The 18,872-nt window shown below is 36.1% G+C and carries 15 protein-coding genes and 1 other annotated feature (1 of these 16 only partly in view); of the genes, 12 read left to right on the top strand and 3 right to left on the bottom strand.

The window, feature by feature from the left end; genetic code table 11:
* Window positions 1-167: a binding site (T-box leader), on the top strand; it begins 61 nt to the left of the window's first position.
* A 104-nt stretch (window positions 168-271) separates the two neighbouring features.
* The 4 genes from JFL43_RS00930 to JFL43_RS00915 all read left to right on the top strand — a co-directional run bounded on the left by JFL43_RS00930 (window position 272) and on the right by JFL43_RS00915 (window position 7,523).
* On the top strand, window positions 272-2,899 hold the full coding sequence (locus tag JFL43_RS00930; RefSeq protein ID WP_200747677.1) for a valine--tRNA ligase: 2,628 nt from the start codon (window positions 272-274) through the stop codon (window positions 2,897-2,899).
* 268 nt (window positions 2,900-3,167) lie between these two features.
* Complete coding sequence (locus tag JFL43_RS00925) at window positions 3,168-4,463, top strand: bifunctional folylpolyglutamate synthase/dihydrofolate synthase (RefSeq protein WP_200747548.1); 1,296 nt, start codon at window positions 3,168-3,170, stop codon at window positions 4,461-4,463.
* Window positions 4,464-4,475: 12 nt separating this feature from the next.
* Entirely contained in the window at window positions 4,476-5,729 is a 1,254-nt protein-coding gene (locus tag JFL43_RS00920; protein ID WP_200747547.1) for a bifunctional folylpolyglutamate synthase/dihydrofolate synthase, read from the top strand.
* Window positions 5,730-5,816: 87 nt separating this feature from the next.
* Window positions 5,817-7,523, top strand: coding sequence for a sensor domain-containing diguanylate cyclase (locus JFL43_RS00915; protein ID WP_200747546.1), 1,707 nt, complete (start codon window positions 5,817-5,819; stop codon window positions 7,521-7,523).
* A 237-nt stretch (window positions 7,524-7,760) separates the two neighbouring features.
* On the opposite strand, the gene JFL43_RS00910 is transcribed toward JFL43_RS00915, so the two are convergent.
* Genes JFL43_RS00910 through JFL43_RS00900 form a run of 3 tightly spaced genes read right to left on the bottom strand, consistent with a single transcriptional unit; the run spans window position 7,761 to window position 10,278 of the window.
* Window positions 7,761-9,395 carry a pilus assembly PilX family protein gene (locus JFL43_RS00910; RefSeq protein ID WP_200747545.1) on the bottom strand — a complete coding sequence of 545 codons (1,635 nt, stop codon included), beginning with the start codon at window positions 9,393-9,395 and terminating at the stop codon, window positions 7,761-7,763.
* Window positions 9,395-9,814 carry a prepilin-type N-terminal cleavage/methylation domain-containing protein gene (locus JFL43_RS00905; protein ID WP_200747544.1) on the bottom strand — a complete coding sequence of 140 codons (420 nt, stop codon included), beginning with the start codon at window positions 9,812-9,814 and terminating at the stop codon, window positions 9,395-9,397. Before JFL43_RS00905 ends, JFL43_RS00910 begins: the two co-directional genes overlap by 1 nt.
* Before the next feature lie 8 nt (window positions 9,815-9,822).
* Entirely contained in the window at window positions 9,823-10,278 is a 456-nt protein-coding gene (locus tag JFL43_RS00900; RefSeq protein ID WP_200747543.1) for a type IV pilus modification PilV family protein, read from the bottom strand.
* A 320-nt stretch (window positions 10,279-10,598) separates the two neighbouring features.
* Between JFL43_RS00900 and JFL43_RS00895 the strand changes: the two genes are divergently transcribed.
* The 8 genes from JFL43_RS00895 (at window position 10,599) to JFL43_RS00860 (ending at window position 18,850) form a co-directional block, all read left to right on the top strand.
* The gene (locus tag JFL43_RS00895; RefSeq protein WP_200747542.1) at window positions 10,599-11,921 is read left to right on the top strand and encodes a G5 domain-containing protein; all 1,323 of its coding nucleotides are present in this window, start codon (window positions 10,599-10,601) and stop codon (window positions 11,919-11,921) included.
* Window positions 11,922-11,944: 23 nt separating this feature from the next.
* Complete coding sequence (locus JFL43_RS00890; protein WP_200747541.1) at window positions 11,945-13,609, top strand: GspE/PulE family protein; 1,665 nt, start codon at window positions 11,945-11,947, stop codon at window positions 13,607-13,609.
* Between the two features lie 11 nt (window positions 13,610-13,620).
* On the top strand, window positions 13,621-14,664 hold the full coding sequence (locus JFL43_RS00885; protein WP_200747540.1) for a type IV pilus twitching motility protein PilT: 1,044 nt from the start codon (window positions 13,621-13,623) through the stop codon (window positions 14,662-14,664).
* Window positions 14,661-15,866 (top strand): type II secretion system F family protein, encoded by a 1,206-nt coding sequence (locus JFL43_RS00880; protein WP_200747539.1) that lies wholly within the window; start codon window positions 14,661-14,663, stop codon window positions 15,864-15,866. The genes JFL43_RS00885 and JFL43_RS00880 overlap by 4 nt, the downstream gene beginning before the upstream one ends.
* 102 nt (window positions 15,867-15,968) lie before the next feature.
* The gene (locus tag JFL43_RS00875; RefSeq protein WP_234447525.1) at window positions 15,969-16,412 is read left to right on the top strand and encodes a prepilin-type N-terminal cleavage/methylation domain-containing protein; all 444 of its coding nucleotides are present in this window, start codon (window positions 15,969-15,971) and stop codon (window positions 16,410-16,412) included.
* Window positions 16,413-16,559: 147 nt separating this feature from the next.
* Window positions 16,560-17,534, top strand: coding sequence for a type IV pilus biogenesis protein PilM (gene pilM, locus JFL43_RS00870; RefSeq protein ID WP_200747538.1), 975 nt, complete (start codon window positions 16,560-16,562; stop codon window positions 17,532-17,534).
* A 3-nt stretch (window positions 17,535-17,537) separates the two neighbouring features.
* Entirely contained in the window at window positions 17,538-18,125 is a 588-nt protein-coding gene (locus tag JFL43_RS00865; RefSeq protein ID WP_200747537.1) for a PilN domain-containing protein, read from the top strand.
* Window positions 18,122-18,850 (top strand): hypothetical protein, encoded by a 729-nt coding sequence (locus tag JFL43_RS00860; RefSeq protein ID WP_200747536.1) that lies wholly within the window; start codon window positions 18,122-18,124, stop codon window positions 18,848-18,850. Before JFL43_RS00865 ends, JFL43_RS00860 begins: the two co-directional genes overlap by 4 nt.
* The last annotated feature ends 22 nt before the right edge of the window (window positions 18,851-18,872 follow it).

Below are 18,872 nucleotides of genomic sequence, written 5' to 3'. Positions count from 1 at the left end.
GTGCGAGTTTCCGCTTACACACATTTGAAGGTCGCCCTGGAGCAGTTTCTGTGAACCTTATAAAGCTTAGCAGAAGCCGGTTAGAAGCCGTTATACAATGAAGTGTCAGCACGTTTTTTGTGTTGAAATAAAGGTGGTACCGCGAATTCAACTCCTTCGTCCTTTTTAGGCGATAGGAGTTTTTTTATTTGCAAAAAACTACAGAACACTTCGTTGTTAACAAGAAAATTAAAAGGAGGTCGTCAAATTGACAGAACAACAAACGACAACAATGCCTACGAAATACGATCCGCAGTCAATCGAACAAGGACGTTACGAATGGTGGCTAAAAGGAGAATTTTTTAAAGCACAACCTGAAAGTGGCAAAGAGCCATATTCAATCGTAATTCCACCGCCAAACGTAACAGGTAAACTGCACTTAGGTCACGCTTGGGATACGACATTACAAGATATCCTAATTCGTATGAAACGTATGCAAGGGTACGATGCACTTTGGTTACCAGGTATGGACCATGCGGGTATTGCAACGCAAGCAAAGGTAGAAGCAAAACTTCGTGAAGAAGGTATTTCTCGTTATGACTTAGGTCGCGAAAAATTCGTCGAAAAAACATGGGAATGGAAAGAAGAATATGCAGGTCATATTCGTGAGCAATGGTCGAAAATGGGCTTAGCTTTAGATTACTCTCGTGAACGATTTACATTAGATGAAGGCCTTTCTGATGCGGTTAAAGAAGTATTCATAAAACTGTACGAAAAAGGTTTAATCTATCGCGGTGAATATATCATCAACTGGGATCCAGCAGCTAAAACAGCGTTATCTGATATCGAAGTTATTTATCAAGATATTCAAGGGGCATTCTATCATATGCGTTACCCATTAGCTGATGGTTCGGGTGAAGTAGAACTTGCGACTACGCGACCTGAAACGATGCTTGGAGATACTGCAATTGCCGTGCACCCGAAAGACGAGCGCTACAAACATTTAATCGGTAAAAACGTTATCTTACCAATCGTAGGTCGTGAAATCCCAATCGTTGGTGATGAATATGTTGAGATGGAATTCGGTACAGGTGTTGTGAAAATTACACCAGCTCATGACCCAAATGACTTTGAAGTAGGTAACCGCCATGATTTACCACGTATTCTTGTGATGAACGAAGACGGCTCTATGAATGATAAAGCTGGTAAATACGAAGGTATGGACCGCTTCGAATGCCGTAAGCAAATCGTTCGAGACCTGCAAGATATGGATGTATTATTCAAAGTTGAAGAACATATGCACTCGGTAGGGCACTCAGAACGTTCTGGTGCGGTTGTTGAGCCATATCTATCTACACAATGGTTCGTTAAAATGCAACCACTTGCAGATGCATCATTAGAGCTTCAAAAAGACGAAGTAGGCAAAGTTAACTTTGTTCCTGCACGCTTTGAAAATACGTATTCTCGTTGGATGGACAATATTCGTGATTGGTGTATTTCTCGCCAACTTTGGTGGGGACATCGCATTCCAGCTTGGTTCCATAAAGAAACGGGCGAAATTTACGTAGGTAAAGATGCTCCAGCTGACGATGAAAATTGGGATCAAGATACAGACGTTTTAGATACATGGTTCTCATCTGCGTTATGGCCATTTTCAACTATGGGCTGGCCTGACGAAACAAACGAAGAATTTAAACGTTATTACCCAACAAATACATTAGTAACGGGTTATGATATTATATTCTTCTGGGTTTCTCGTATGATTTTCCAAGGTATTGAGTTCACAGGCAGACGTCCATTTGAGGATGTTTTAATTCATGGTTTAGTTCGTGATGAACAAGGTCAAAAAATGTCTAAATCCCTAGGTAACGGCGTTGATCCAATGGATGTTATCGAAAAATACGGTGCTGACTCATTACGTTACTTCTTAGCAACTGGTTCTTCACCAGGTCAAGATTTACGCTATTCAAATGAAAAAGTGGAAGCTGTTTGGAACTTCTCAAACAAAATTTGGAATGCTTCACGTTTTGCATTGATGAATATGGAAGGCATGACATATGATGAAATCGATTTAACTGGTAAAAAATCAGTTGCAGATCAATGGATACTAACTCGTTTGAATGAAACAATTGAACAAGTAACAAACTTAGCTGAGAAATTTGAATTTGGTGAAGTAGGTCGTCAATTATACAACTTCATCTGGGATGATTTCTGTGACTGGTACATCGAAATGGCGAAATTGCCATTATACGGTGAAGATGAAGCAGCGAAGAAAACAACGCGCTCTGTATTAGCATATGTTTTAGATAATACAATGCGCCTGTTACATCCATTTATGCCATTTATCACTGAAGAAATTTGGCAAAACCTACCTCATCAAGGCGAATCGATCACAGTAGCTGCTTGGCCGACAGTTGATGAAACATTAACTTCACAAGGACAATCGGCTAACATGAAATTATTAATGGATATTATCCGTGCTGTTCGTAACATTCGTGCTGAAGTACAAACACCAATGAGCAAAAAGGTACCTCTTTATGTTTCAGCTAAAGATGCTGCAACACTTGCTGTACTTGAAGATAACAAAGCATATATTGAAAAATTCTGTAACCCAGAGCCATTAATACTTGGCGAAGGCATTGAAGCTCCAGGTCAATGTATGTCAGCAGTTATTTCCGGTGCAGAACTCTTCTTACCTCTTGAAGGTTTAATCGATGTAGCGGCTGAAATCGAACGTTTATCACATGAACTTGAGAAATGGGATAAAGAAGTGAAACGTGTTCAAGGTAAACTAAACAATGAACGCTTCATTTCAAAAGCGCCAGAAGACGTTGTAGCTGCTGAACGTGAAAAAGAAGCAGACTATATTGAAAAATATGCAACAGTTGAGAAACGTATTAACGAATTAAAAAATATGTAAGAAAAAAATTGCTCAAGCATAATGCTTGAGCAATTTTTTTAATGAGCAAAATGTTAAAACAAATATTGGTCAGAAAATTATGAAAAGTATTGTGATGTCATTATGAAGTAAAACCTTTTCATTTTCGATAAGGATTCCTCGTATTACGAAAAGGCAAGCGGTAATTATAACCAAGATGTAATGTAAGTATTGACCGTTGAAATGCCTTATAATAGGAAGGTGACAAATTAGATATTAAGCACAATATACATACCAGGAGTGTTGAATCGTGTTTACAAATATAGAACAGTGTGTCGATTTTCTATCTTCATTAAAAAAAGGTAATAGTACTTCTATTCCATTAGAAGTCGTTAAATCACTTTTACATGAATTTGGCGACCCCGAGCGTACATTTAAAACAATTCACGTTGCGGGATCAAACGGTAAAGGCTCGACTTTAAATGCGTTAAAGGAAATATTAATGCACAGTCATGTTGAAAAAATAGGTTGCTTTGTCTCTCCGCATTTAGAGCGCATAAATGAGCGTATTACAATTAGTAACACGCAGATTTCAGACGAACAATTCCTCTATTACGTCAATAAAGTATTTGCAGCAATTGATGCAAAGAATGGCGTATATCCAAGCTTCTTTGAAATAATGACAATTGTAGCATTTCTCCATTTTGCAAATGAAAAAGTAGATGTGGCACTTATTGAAACAGGTATTGGTGGTAGCTTAGATTCGACAAATGTAATCGATCCACTTGTATCAATTATTACGACGATTTCTTTAGAGCATACAGCGATTTTAGGTGACACCTATGAAAAAATTGCCTATCAAAAGGGCGGTATTATTAAAGAAAATAGACCAGTTGTGACAACAGTAGAAAACGTGGAAGCATTAGCGGTTCTTCGCAAAATTGCAGAAGAACAGCACGCTCCTATAGCAATTTTCAATGAAGATTTTACAGCGATAAAAACCGCTCAAAAAGAACACACGCAGCTATTTAATTATGCTAAAGGCGATTATGTAATAAATGACATTGAATTACGTATGGCGGGTCCTCATCAAATAAACAACGCTTCATTAGCTATTACAACTGCCTTATTACTAAATGAATATGAGAACTTTTACATTACAGAAGAAGCCATTCGTATAGCGTTAAAAGAAGCAAAATGGGCGGGGCGTTTTGAAGAGTATGCACATCATATTGTAATTGATGGCGCACATAATCCTGAAGGAACGAAAGCATTGATAGCTACTTTAAAAGCTACTTATCCAACCCGTGAATATGATTTTATCTATGCGGCATTACAAGATAAGGATCACCAGAATAGTATTAAAATGATGGAGGAAGTCGCATCCTCTATGACATTTACGCAAATTAACATGCCAAATGCTGAGTCAGCAAAAGAACTTGCTGCATTATCGCATCATCACAAAACGCATTTTGATGCTAATTGGGAGAGCGCTTTGAAGCAGGCAGTTGAGCAAAAAGACGAAGAGCATGTATTGGTTATAACGGGTTCTCTCTATTTTATTTCAGAAGTACGAACTTTTTTGAAAAGTAAAGTTGAGCAATAACGAGGTGCCAAAATGATACCAAAATTAGACCATTATAAAAAAAAATGGGACGTGCACAGTGACGTCTCCATTAAACCAGGATTAACAGCGATTACAGAAGCATTAAAATTAGTCGGTAATCCGCAAGATAAGCTCTCTGTTATTCATGTAGCAGGTACAAATGGTAAAGGTTCCACGATTACATTTATAGAGCATATATGCCAAGCTCATGGCCTGTCTACAGCTACGTTTATGTCACCATGTATTGAAGACGTACATGATCAAATCAAGTTAAATGAACAACCAATTACGCCAGCAGAAATGGATGAGGTATTTCACATTATGGCGGATGCGGGACTAGATGATAAGCTTACAGATTTTGAACTTCTAACTGTAGCAGCTTTTCTGGCATTCGAGCGATTTGCACCTGACATTGCCATTATTGAATGCGGCATGGGAGGACGTTTTGATAGCACAAATGTTGTGATGCCTATTGTGTCAGTTGTTCCGAGTATCGCATTAGAGCATACGAATTTCTTAGGAACGACAATTGAAAGCATTGCGATGCACAAATCAGGCATTATAAAAGAAGGAAAGCCAGTAGTGACAGGGGCCCTCCCAGTAGAAGCGATGACTGTATTTACAACAGAAGCAGAGAAACTTCGTTCAGCATTACTTGTTTGCAATGAAGATTTCAACGTTTTAGAGGAAAATGCGACGGAAACATATATTGCAGAGGACATACGTATAATAAGTTTAATTCGTACGATGCCCGGTCTTCATCAGCGTAGTAATATGGCGCTAGCAATTACAGCATTTAACATAGTTGCACAAGAAAAAGGAATTAATATAAATGTTGAAGCCCTGCGTAATGGAGTGGAGGATGCTCAGTTAGCGGCACGCTTTGAACAACTTGCACCACAGCTTTATGTTGACGGAGCACATAATCCAGCGAGTGCGAAAAGTTTAGTAGAGACGATCCACGAAAAATTCCCGAATGAGCCAATTCATTTTATCGTTGGCATGTTAGGAGATAAAAATGTCCAAGGGGTTCTTGAAGAATTGGAAAAAGTAGGGACAACTTTTGCTTTTGTTGACGTTGCAAATGAACGTGCAATAGCTGCTAAAGATTTAAGTGAAATTAGTAAAGCTGAAAATAAATCGACAACATATGACATTTTAACTACTGTAAAAGAGAGAATGTTGTTGAATGAAGTGATTATCATGACTGGTTCCTTATATTTGCTTGCAAAATGGCGAAAAAAATTGAAGGAAACATTGAAGTGAATTTCAATAAATGGATGACTTTGGTAAAATGTTTTGCTATAATTACTTGAATGTAGGTATAAATGCTTATTAGAAGGGGTGCGAGAAGTGAATTTATCACTGAGATTCAAAAGGACAGTATTTGCTTTGTGGTTGGCTCTTGTCCCGCTTAGTTTATATTTGGTGTATCACTATTTCCCTCCACCAGCATACATTGAGTGGCCTAATTTTATCGGATTCGTAACTTTAGCAATAATAACTGCCATTTTTCCATTTGTCATAAATGGAGTGCCTTTATTTTTAATACAGTGGGTACACTTAGCGATTTTTTTGAAGTACGGCTTATTTGTAGAGTTAATCGTATTCCAAATTGTACTTATTCCATTCTCATACCGAGCCAAGTTACCAAGGTCAGAATTTTACCGAATTCCATGGAATTCGATTATGTTTTTCATTGTATCATTTATTAGTGGGGTATTTTTTATATTAATTGGTGGGAAATTTGGTTCGCTTAGTATTTGGCATATCGTAATCTTTGGTATTTTATATTTAATTATTAATACGTTAGTGAATCATGTTTTACTGAAATTTAGCTTAATCGTTATGAAAAAGCGAACACCATTTCTGACAAAAGATGATTATTGGGATTATTTGAGTATGCTATTCACTTTTCCTATGGGGTTATCACTATATTTACTGTTGGAATATGTTGGTTCCGTATCTTTTATTTTACTAGGTGCTCCGTTTCTTGTAGTAGCTCAAATTTTAAGAATGTATAGTACATCAGAAACAGCTAATCATTATCTTTCGATGACAGCTCATTTTGGCCATCAATTAGCGGATCATTTAACGAGTGATGAAGTTGTTGATTTATTTATGAAAAAAACAATTGAAATAATGCCTGTGGATCATGCTTATATTATTAATATTTGTGAAGATAATTTACAATTTCATAGAGCGCATACAAATGGTACAGATACGACTTTAGAGCTTTCACATGGCAATATTTTGAAAAGTCCCATACAAAAAATAGTGGACACTGAACAAACGATTGTCTATAGTCAGCAGACTGAATGGATAAGCATGGGGTTGGGTTTCTTACCTGTTGCAACGCAAAGTATAGTAATGATGCCAATCTCAAGAAATCAAAAAATGGTAGCAATCTTACTGCTAGCTTCAAATAAGAAAAAGTTTTTTGAAGAATATCAAATTCAGATTTTAGATTTATTATGTTCGTATTTTGCCGTTTCGGTAGAACGCTCGAGATATATGGAAGCAACATTGAATAAAAGTGAACGATGTGGTTTAACTGGGCTATACAATTACCGTTATTTTGAGGAGCAGCTTACGAAGAAAATGCAATCACTACTTGATGGTGAAATACGCCAACTATCGTTAATTATGCTGGATATTGACCATTTTAAAGGCATTAATGATACGTATGGCCATCAAAGTGGCAATATCATTTTATGTGATTTTGCTAGGTTACTAGAAGATGCAGTAGGAGACCATGGAGTATTAGCGCGCTATGGTGGTGAAGAATTCGTAATCTTACTACCGAATATGTCTAAAGGTGAGGCGTTTAATCTAGCGGAGGAGATTCGAATGGAAGTACAACAATCATCATTTGGAATCGAATCCGATTTAGGAGTCGAGCGTAAAAAAGAATTCGTTTCAATTACAACGAGCGTCGGCGTTTCAACTGCACCTGAGGATTGTGATAAGCCGATTTCTCTATTGAGGAATGCTGACAGAGCATTGTATGTAGGAGCTAAGCAAAAAGGTAGAAATCGTGTTGCGGAGTATGTGAAATAGGGAGAGTGAAGAGGCGATTCAAAGTCAATTTTCTGACTTTGAATCGCCTTTTTTGTTAATTTACAAGATTATCATGTTGAACATAAATAAAGTGATTGAAGTATAATGCACATACTTCCCTCGTTTAGTTAGATAGAATTAAAAGTAGAGAGAGCATTTCCAATGCGGATTGGAAATGTATTCAGTCAAGCATAAATATAAAAAATCTATTAATAGGGATAAACGAGTATAGAAATATTATTCTTCTAATATGTTCTCGCTAGAAGTTAATCTATTTCTTATATCAGGATCATTTATAATCGTTTCACCTATTAAGTTGTTAGAGGGGTGGGTGATTTTAGATCCTCCATTCATATTAAAAGTTTTACCAATAACAGATCCAATTATATCAAAGCCAGCTCCCATATAAATATCTGCATTTGGTGCAAGGATATATTGATTTGTAACGACATTGGCTCCGCCATCAAGTTTTACAGAAGAACCGCCAGATAAAATATCACCTATTATTATAGATCCAGCTGTTAGGTTCATATTTGCCTGTTTTGCATAAATTATTCCATATAATTTTGAAGCGCCAGAGAAATTAACTGGATACTGACCTTGATAATATATCTTTGCTTGTTTTGTATTATTGGATGTTGAAAGGATATCTCCTTTGACTTCATGTATTTTATCTTTTGCATAAATAGATAACTTAACTCCATTCTGGATTGTTATCTTTCCATTAGCCTCTAATGAAAGTCCATTAGTATAAATAGATAAAGAACCATTTCCAATAATAGTTAAATTAGAGTTGATAGAAAAAGTATCATCAATATAGAGCTCGCGATTGGAATTACCAATATCAATTGTAAATTCATTATTGGTTATCCTAATTTTATCGAAGCGTTGATCTTTGTTGATAGGGTAGATATCACCATCGTGATCATGAGTAGGATCTAAAAATTTATCTTCTGCGTATGCAGGTTTTTGACTATCAGTTTTCAATGAAAATTTATCATCTGGAAAATCTGGTAATTCATGAATAGGTACATTTTGAACTAATAGCTTTTCTAACAGATTTTCTTTAACTAGTAATGATTGCTCATATCTTGCTATATCTTTCTCATCATTTGAATATTTTACAGGGTTTAGAACTTCATAGGTTAAACAATCTGCATCAGGACCTGGATGTACTAGTTCAGTTGGTTTTGAACAGATCTTAGATCCACCAGAATGCATTTTAAATTGGTCTTCCTCTGCTGTAGCGACCTGTCCGAAAATACTACCATTATTCATAGATAAACTACCTTTTGTATGAACAGCGTATTTTGAAGTATAGTCTACATCAATATTTAACGCTACGTAAAAGTTTTGATGTAGAGTTCTCGTGTTTTTACTAGCAATTATCCCTTTGGATGTGATTTTATACTTTAATGTCTTGTTACTAAGGTTCTCACTCGAAACGGTTACAATTGCCTTTGGTTCATGATTGTTATTTTTCTCGAAATTAAGGAATGTGGTATCTGATAGAGGGATCTTATTTTGTACTTTGGTTAAAAACTCTTTTTCAAAATCAAATTTCTCTCTTTCTGATTGTTTCTCGCCAGTTTTAATTTCAGTAGAAAGATCAAGATATTCCTTTTTAGTGGCATCAAAAGCTGTCTTCACAATTTGATTCAATTGTTCTCGTCTCTGCACCAGCCCCGCTTCAGCAATATAGTAAGTCGCCTGGTCTATTCGTTCATTGTCAGAAATCTTCATTGTATTAGCAGTAGTGCTCATCAGTGCTAGACCAAGCACGGACGTAACAATCAGTACCATTAGGACTATGATCAGTGTATAGCCTTTTTCATTTCTTAAAGTGTGGTTTTTTTCAAATAAATCCCTCATTAGCTTCCACTCCTAACGACTATTTTTGTTTCAACCATTTTGCCATCAAGGTTTTTAATTTTAATATTCCATGAATTGTCTACGTATTTAACATGAAAGTTCCCGATATTTGTGGCAAAAGGTTCAGTGTTTTTGGTGATGCTATTTGTGCTTGCATCGAATCTGTACTCTATGTCTTTTATTTTTATCCCATCACTAATGGGGGTGATATCAGTCGTTTTTCTCATTTCTTTTGTAATCACTTTTAAGACATAAGAAACCTCATTGAGCTGTTGATTTTGATCTAATTGTTTGTCATATTGTTTGTAGCTTGATGCTTGTACATTAAATATTAAAGTAGCCACTAAGGCGGTTAAGACGATAGCAGCTAGTATTTCTACTAATGTTACACCTTTTTCATTGTGTACTATATTCCTCATTGTTTCCCTCATTTCCCTACGAATACATTTTCCATTTTTGCTTTCAGGGTATGCTCATTGTTTTCATAGACTTCAATGACGATATTCTTCAAATTAGGTGCACTGTTATTTTCTTTTAGCTTCAATTTAATAGTGATTTTGGAGTCCTTTTTAGCAAAGCCTGAACCATTCGGATCTTTTTCGTAATCTAAGCTTTGGATTGCTTGTTCGAGGATTTCCCTCACATCGTTATTTTTTTTCATTTCCATTTCTCTTTTAATAGCACTATAAATATCTTCCATCTCTGTTTGTGCAATATAAGTCGCACTTACCATATTTTCTGAGCTTTTCCCTGTTTTCGCTGTTTGTATAAAAAAAGTAAAAAATGCTGTCAATAAGATCGCCAATATAACAAAGGATGCCGTGACTTCGATCAGTGTGAAGCCTTTTTCATTTAAATGTGATTTGGTATTGAATATAGACATTATTACGAACCTTCCTTCTTTAGGTGAGTAGAACATATCTTTTATTAAAGAATATTAAGCCTTATAACTAGTGGAATATTTATTATTTTTAATTTGATCATAAATCCAACCCATATAAATTAAATAGTTAACCATAAATCATTATATAACTTTAATCATGCCTTTTCTGTGATATATAGCACATATAATTTCGATAATCCTTAAAAGTGAATTAAGAGTTGTGATAAAAGTCATATCTTTTTTTGGGATTTATATATACAATGTGTTTGGAATTGAATATATAAGCCTGTTTAAAAGGCAGATGTTAGGGGAATTTGGATATGAGGTTGTTTTCGAAAATTACAACAGTTGTAGTGCTAATATTCGGTCTTCTATTTTCAATAGAATATATCGATATAAAAGCACTAGCTGCTCCAAAGGGATCTACTATTGGGAATGTGGCTGTGGAAGAATTGTCGAAGAAAGAAATGAAACAGCAGTTGAATACAGCTATTGCTAACTGGTTAGATGCTGAAATTTATATAACTGTTGGAGAGGATGAGATTTCTTTAACCGGAGAAGATTTTATTTTCGATATAAATACATCTATTAAGCAATACGGAATACATACAGAAAGACCATGGTATGCGTTTTTTAGGGAAAAAAGAATCATACAAGAACCTTTAATAGTTGAAGCAAACTCTACTTTGATAGAAAAAATTGAAAATCAAACAAATGCAAAAGATGAAGATCTAACTGCTCGAGTTCTTGAAGCAGCGTCTTATTTGAAGAAATCTCCTATTAAGATTGATATTAAAGATTTATCGATAGAGGATGAGGATGTTGAAAGAATTGCTTTTGAAAAAATTGCATTGAATGACAGCCAAATGGCAGGTGCAAAGGATATTGCCGCTCGATTAAATGGATATATAATTGAGCCGGAAATTGAACTTTCATTTAACGACTTAGCTATTAATGCTACTAATAATCAGGATGTAATGTCTCTCGTAGCATCAGGATTGCACAGTGCAGTACTACAAAGTAGCTTTGAAATATCGGAAAGACATCAAGCAAGCGAAGTGCCGACCCATGTAAAACCAGGATATGAAGCAATAGTTAATCCTATCTTAAAGAAGGATTTTCGATTTATTTCACATAGTAAAGTACCAGCGAAAATTGTTGCGACAGTAAAATTAGAGAAATTAAAAATAGAATTATATTCACTACCAGGTAATCCAAAAGTGTCTGTCTTTGAAAAGGATAATAGGAGCGTCAAGCCTCGTACTATTTATCGATATTCTTCTTATTTGGAAGAAGGAGAAAGAGGAACAGCCCAACAATCAAAATCAGGCCTACAGCTATTGATTTATCGCACGATTACTAATGATGATGGAGATGAAAAGGCCGAATTAATCAGTCAGAACTACTACGCTCCGAAAAATGAGGTCATTGAGCTGTCATCAAAACAAACAACTATTGATATAGATTCGACAAGCTTGGAAGAAGCTCCAGAAGAATGTGATACAAATGATGCTTCATATATGTGCAATTCAACGAATGATAAGCGTAAAAAAGCAACAAAGAGTAAAAACGGTAGTCCTCTTCCGGAGGGAAGCTATTATACAGAAACAGGGGATATTGTAATACCTGGTAATACAAAATAAGGTGGCAAAGAGGTGAATGAACGATGAGCCGTGTGACGAGAAAAAGACTAGGAGATTTATTAGTTGAAGCAAACGCCATTACACAGGAGCAGTTAGATTATGCCCTACAAAATAGAAATGCTAATGAAAGACTAGGAGATTTTCTAATTCGAGAAAATTTACTAACAGAGCAATTATTAATTGAAGTACTAGAATTCCAATTAGGTGTACCTCATATTAGTATCAGTCAATATGCAATTGAACTAGAGCTTATTCAACTAGTACCAAAAGAATTAGCTAAACGTTCGTTATTAATGCCTTTGACGCGTGAAAAAAATAAATTACTCATTGCAATGGCCGACCCAATGGATTATTTCGCGATTGAAGAGGTTCGTATGGTGACGGGCTGCCAAATAGAAACGAGTATTGCGACGAAGGATGATTTATACCGTTCTATTTCTAAATATTATGATTTACAGGAAACAATGGATGCTGCGTTGAATGATTTTATACCTTTAGAAAAGGATGAAGAAACCGAAATTCTTGACGATGATTCTCCTATTGTTAAGTTAGTTAACCAAATTATTTCGAGTGCTGTTGTCCAGAGAGCTAGTGATATTCACTTTGACCCGCATGAAACAGAACTTTGTATTCGTTTACGTATTGATGGTGTATTAAAAACCGAGCGTTCCCTTCCAAAGCATATGCAAAATATGATCATCGCGCGTATTAAGATTATGGGGAATTTGAACATTACTGAAAATCGCTTACCACAGGATGGACGAATAAAAGCGAATATTAATCTTCATCCAGTAGATATTCGACTATCTACGTTACCTACTATTTATGGTGAAAAAGTTGTTATGCGTGTTTTAGATTTGAATAACTCGCACGGAGATATTAATAAGCTAGGTTTTTCGGCCAATAACTTAGTAAATTTTAATGGAATGATTTCAAAACCGAATGGAATTGTACTTATTACAGGTCCAACGGGTTCTGGTAAATCTTCCACATTATCTGCGACACTGCATCATTTAAATGGTGAAGATGTCAATGTAATTACAGTTGAGGATCCAGTTGAATATCAAATGGATGGGGTGAACCAAATTCAAGTTCGTGAAGAAATAGGATTGACCTTTGCTACCGGCTTAAGATCTATTTTACGTCAAGACCCAGACATCGTCATGATAGGTGAAATACGAGATTTAGAAACAGCTCAAATTGCGACGCGAGCATCTTTAACAGGTCACTTAGTATTAAGTACGTTACATACGAATAGTGCGGTTGAATCAATTTCAAGATTGTTTGATATGGGAATCGAGCCGTTTTTAATCTCTTCTTCAGTTGTCGGGATAGTGGCGCAGCGTCTTGTTCGGCGTGTCTGTCGTGATTGTGGTGAATATCATAACTTATCAATGCAGGAGTTGGATATCTTTGCAAAGCATAGTATTCGCGTTGAGAAAGTGAAGAGGGGTATTGGCTGCCCTTCATGTAGTAATACAGGGTACAGAGGGCGACTAGCGATTCATGAATTATTAGTAGTTGATGACCATGTGAAAGAATTAATATTAAACAAAGCGAGTATCGTAGAGCTTAAGAAGCATATGTATACCCAGGGTTATCGCACATTGTTGGAGGATGGACTGTTGAAAGTAGCAGAGGGCATCACAACGACGGAAGAAATATTACGTGTAGCAACAGATAATTAGGATGTGAGGAAATGACAAAATCAATCGTAGAATTACTTACTTATGCGGATGACAGTAATGCTTCAGATTTACATGCAACTGCAGGTGTACCACCATATTACCGTATTAATGGTCAACTGCAATCGTATGGAGAAGAGAAGCTGACACCTGAAGATTTAGAGTTAATGATTAAAGAAATTCTACCTCCACATAGACAGGAAGAATATGAAATAAAAGGTGAAGTCGATTTCAACTACTCACTACCAGGAAGATGTCGTTTCCGTATGAACGCTTATCATCAGCGTAATAGCTGCACTTTAGCAGCACGTAAAATTACATCTGAAATTCCAACTATCGAGCAATTAGGTATGCCTAAAGTATTGAAAAACTTATGTAGTAAACCTCAAGGTCTCATTCTTGTGACAGGTCCAACAGGTTCTGGTAAATCAACTACTTTAGCTGCAATGATCGATTATATTAATACGCATAATGCTAAGCATATTATTACGCTGGAAGATCCGATTGAATATTTGCATAAACATAAAATGTCGATTGTTAATCAAAGAGAAGTAGGTATAGATACGTTGAGTTTTACGACTGGCTTACGTGCAGCTCTTCGTCAAGATCCAGACATTATTTTAGTGGGAGAAATGCGTGATCATGAAACGATTTCAACAGCTATTACGGCTGCTGAGACAGGTCACTTAGTAATGGCGACACTGCATACAAGTAGTGCGCCAACTACGATTGATCGTATTATCGACGCTTTTCCACCTCATCAACAAAGTCAAATTCGTATTCAACTTGCTAATGTATTACAAGGCATTATTTCACAGCGCTTGTTTAAACGTATAGACAAGCCAGGTCGAGTAGCAGCAACAGAAATCTTAGTGCATACTTCGTCTGTTTCTAATTTGATACGTAATGATAAAGTACATCAAATCCCTAATGTTATGCAAACAAACCGAGCGCTTGGTATGCATACGATTGATAGTTCTATCCAACAGCTTTTAGCGAAGAAAATAATTGATTTTGAAATTGCCAAAACATATTTGAATGCAGGTGAATTTGCATGACAGTATATCGCTATAATGGGAGGTCATTAAAGGGAGCTGCCGAGAAGGGGATTATTGAAGCTGATTCAAAGCAATTAGCTGTTAAGAAATTACGAGATAAAGGTATTAACCCCCGACAAATTGAAGAGTCTAAAAGTATTTTACACAAAGACCTATCGCTTGGTAGTGGTGTGAAAAATGAGGACTTTGTTATTTATTGTCGTCAATTTGCAACGCTAATTCGTGCTGGAATTTCAATTGTAGAAGCAACGCGAATTTTAAGTGCACAAACGTCTAGTAAAGCTCTAAAAAAAGCCTTGAATGCTGTGGAAGAAGATATTCGCTCCGGTATTTCTTTTTCTGCTTCAGCAACCAAATCCCCAAAGGTTTTCCCAACGCTCTTTATCAATATGATGAAGGCTGGTGAAGCGACAGGTAATTTGGATGACACATTAGATCGCATGGCTTTTAGCTATGAGAAGTCGTTTAAATTGAAGAAAAAGATTCAGTCTGCTATGACGTATCCTATTGTTCTCGTAATATTAATCATCTTTGTCGCGGTCTTTATGCTACTATGGCTCGTTCCTAGATTTACAGAATCATTTGCTAGCTTCGGAGCGGAGTTACCAACGATTACGTTGATTGTTTTAGCATTTAGTGATGCATTGAGAAAATTCTGGTGGATCCTTTTGCTCGTAACCATAGCGGCAATGGGAGGATTTGTTTTCCTATATAAGAATAATAAGCAATTCCATTTTTATACGCATTATGCATTACTGAAAATTCCTATTTTCGGAAAAGTGCTTCAAAAGTCTGCGATTGCTCGTATGACAAGAATGCTGTCAACATTGTTTAGTAGCTCAGTGCCGATATTAAGTGCTTTAGCGATTGTAGAGAAAATTATTGGTAACCCTGTTATTGAAGAAGTTGTTAGTAAATCTAAGCGTTCATTAGAAAAAGGGAGTTCACTTGCTGAGCCGTTAGAGCAAAGTTGGGTATTCCCGCCGCTCGTCACGCAAATGGTGTTCATTGGTGAGCAAACGGGTTCTTTAGATTATATGCTAGAAAAAATTGCAGAGTTTTATGAAGATGATGTAGATCGCACTGTTGACTCATTGAAATCATTAATCGAACCTGTGATGATTTTACTTTTAGCAGCTATTGTAGGGTTTATCGTGGCGGCAATTATGTTACCAATGTTTAGTTTATACGAACAAGTTTAATAGATTTCAATTGAAGGGAGGTGAAAAAAGAAAATGTTAAATGAACGCGTACAACAAACAGCTAGTAATCAAGTTACATATAAAAAAGAAGGAGGTTTTATCATGAAAAAGATAAAACAAATGATGAAAAATGAAAAAGGTATGACATTAATAGAACTTTTAGCAGTAATCGTTATTATCGCGATTATCGCATTAATCGCTATTCCTGCGATTGGTAATATTATTAATAACTCTAAAGATAAAGCTATTTTATCTGATACATCTCAAATTATTGCAGGTGCTAAAATTGCTATTGCTGATGGAGCATGTGGTGGTGATAGTGCAATAAATTGTGATGAAAAAGTTTTAGCAGACTATATTGAAAAAGCTGATTTAGAAACGGGAGCTACTTACTTAGTTACAAAAAGTAATAGTGAGTATACGGTAAAATATAGCGGCCTCACGAAACTCACTGCAAAAGGAAAATACAGTGGATTAGCAGGGAATACAGGAATCACCAGCAAAGATTTAGCTGATTATATGAAAAATGGTAAAACGTCCAAGTAATCTTAATGTTTAGCTGATTATTAATCGCTTATTAAATAATTAGAATACAGTAGCTATTTGCTACTGTATTCCCTTTAATCTTTCGTTTGGGAAAGCCTATTACTCCCCCGGGCTTTCTCAAACGAAGTATTAAAAGGAGGTACGCTTATGATTTATAGAAAGAAAAAGCGACAGTTGTCGCTTGTATATAATGATTATGCAATGCAAGTTTTATCCGTAAGTTCGAATGATCTAACCCAGGCTATAGTAAAAGGGATTCCATTAGATGAAGGTATCGTGGTGGATGGTGTAATTGAGGATGAACTTGCTTTTTTTGAAGTTTTAAAGGAGCAAGTAAAACAGTGGGGTCTTAAAGGCCAAGCAGTGCGCTTTTTTGTGCCGGATCGTACAGTCATGATGAAAGTGATCGATCACCCACAAGAATTAAAGGACGAAGAAGCGATTAAAGAATTTGTGGAGATGGAGCTAGGGCGTTCGATTCATCTACCTTTTGAAGATTCGCTTATTGATATTTATGATGCACAGGCTGGGGATGGCAAAGCGACTTTATTTGCTACCAGTGCAGATGAAGTGCAGAAGCTGATAGGGCTTTTAGATGATGCTGGCTTAACTCCTGTTGTTGCGGATATTAAAGCGATTTCTAATTTGCGTTTGCTAGAACTTGTTATGCCGAATATACATAATAGCACAACCTTGATTACGGATTGGTCAATCAATGAACTTACCATAACGATTTATTCGCAAGGGGAAGTGGAATTTTTACGTTACCAAACGATTAATACAGAGCGTAGTAAGTGGCATTCTAAATATACCGAGGGTGGCTTTGAATATGTTTACGGTGATGAAAAAATGAATTATAAAACAGCATTAATGGAACCTTTATCTGAAATTGACCGTATTTTAAATTTCTATCATTACTCTTTAAATAAAGGCGAAAAAAATGTAGATGATATTGTGGTCATGGGAGATTCTCCAGAACTTCCTTATATCATTGATACGCTAGAAAGTCAGCTAACGTTGCCGATACATACTTTAACTGATCAAATGATTACTAGTAAGCTTCCCAATTTTAAGGCATCACAGTCAGGTTTGGCTGGCTTAGCTTTAAAGGAGGTAGAGTAGGGGATGCGTTTAGATATTAACCTCTTACCCCAGATAGAGAGAAAAAAATCAAATAGTTTGATCGTAGGGCTGTTAGTAGCTGTTTTATGTATAGGACTTCTTTTCGTTGGGGTGAAATATTTCACCTTAAATAGCGAGATTAAATTGTTGTCTACAGAGCAGCAAGCTTTAACGACAGAGATAGATACTTATAATGAAAAAATCGCCAATCTTCAGAAGGAATCACAAGGTTCTCTTGCGCAATCGGTGCAATTTGTTGAATCGGTTTCATATCCGGTTACGCCGATTATTGACAGTCTAGAAAGACATCTTGAATCGTACGAAAAGCTTACGAATATTAATTATGGTGATGAGGGTATTTTAGTGAAAATTGATTTTGAAACGCTTAAAGATGTCTCTATATATGTTCAAAAATTATTACTGGACAATTTATATTCAGATGTCCAAATTGAAAGAGTAGTGGCTTTTAAACCTGAAAAAGATGAGTATAAAAATGCCACTGCAGATGAGGACTTAGTCCCCCGTTATGCAGCAGAGATTAAATTAGCCATTAGTAATTCGAATTTACTTGCGGAGGTAGAACGTCCATGAGTTCATTAGGAAATAATAAGAAATCAGCATATATTCTAATTGGAGTAATTATCATCGCGTTGCTGTTCGCTATCTGTTATTACGTTGTCTATCCGAAGATGGAGGAGAGTAATTCATTAAAATATCAAATCGCTGATATGAAGGAAGAGTCAGCGACTTTGGCTGAGCAATTTGATATGATGCAAGGGGAGCAACAGGCTAATAAGAAAAGTATGAATGAGTTAAAAATGAAAGTGCCGTTAACTCGTGAGTTAGGTGAATTGCTTAATGCGATTGAACAAGTTGAATTAGTAAGTGAAACGAATGTGCTTGATGTTACATTTAACAACCATGATGCAGCTGTAAAAGAAACCATACAAATGGTTGAACAATCTGATACGGTCTCTACTGATGCTGATACTCAAGATCAATCAGATAGCAAAGATGTAGAAAATAGTGATAATAACGAAACTAAAATACCTGCTACTCCTGTTTCGCCTATTGCTTCTAGTAGCCTACCTGAAACATTAAAGTTAGTGACGATGAATCTATCAATTAGTGCACAAGATAAAAAGGAAATAAGAGCATTCTTAAAAGAAGTAGAAAAATTGCCTCGCATTATGCGTATTGACTCTGTCGAGTACGAGATACCAAATACCGAGGTACAAGGTGCAGGGACAATAGGAGGTCTTCAAGCAACAGTACAAATCACGACATTCTACTATGAAGGCTCAGTAGAAGAATAAAACTATAATATGAGGGATTTAG

The sequence above is a fragment of the Viridibacillus soli genome, assembly GCF_016612995.1.
Taxonomy (GTDB): Bacteria; Bacillota; Bacilli; order Bacillales_A; family Planococcaceae; genus Viridibacillus; species Viridibacillus soli.
The sequence above is the reverse complement of the archived record's forward strand: the minus strand, read 5'-3'. Positions and strand labels throughout refer to the sequence as shown.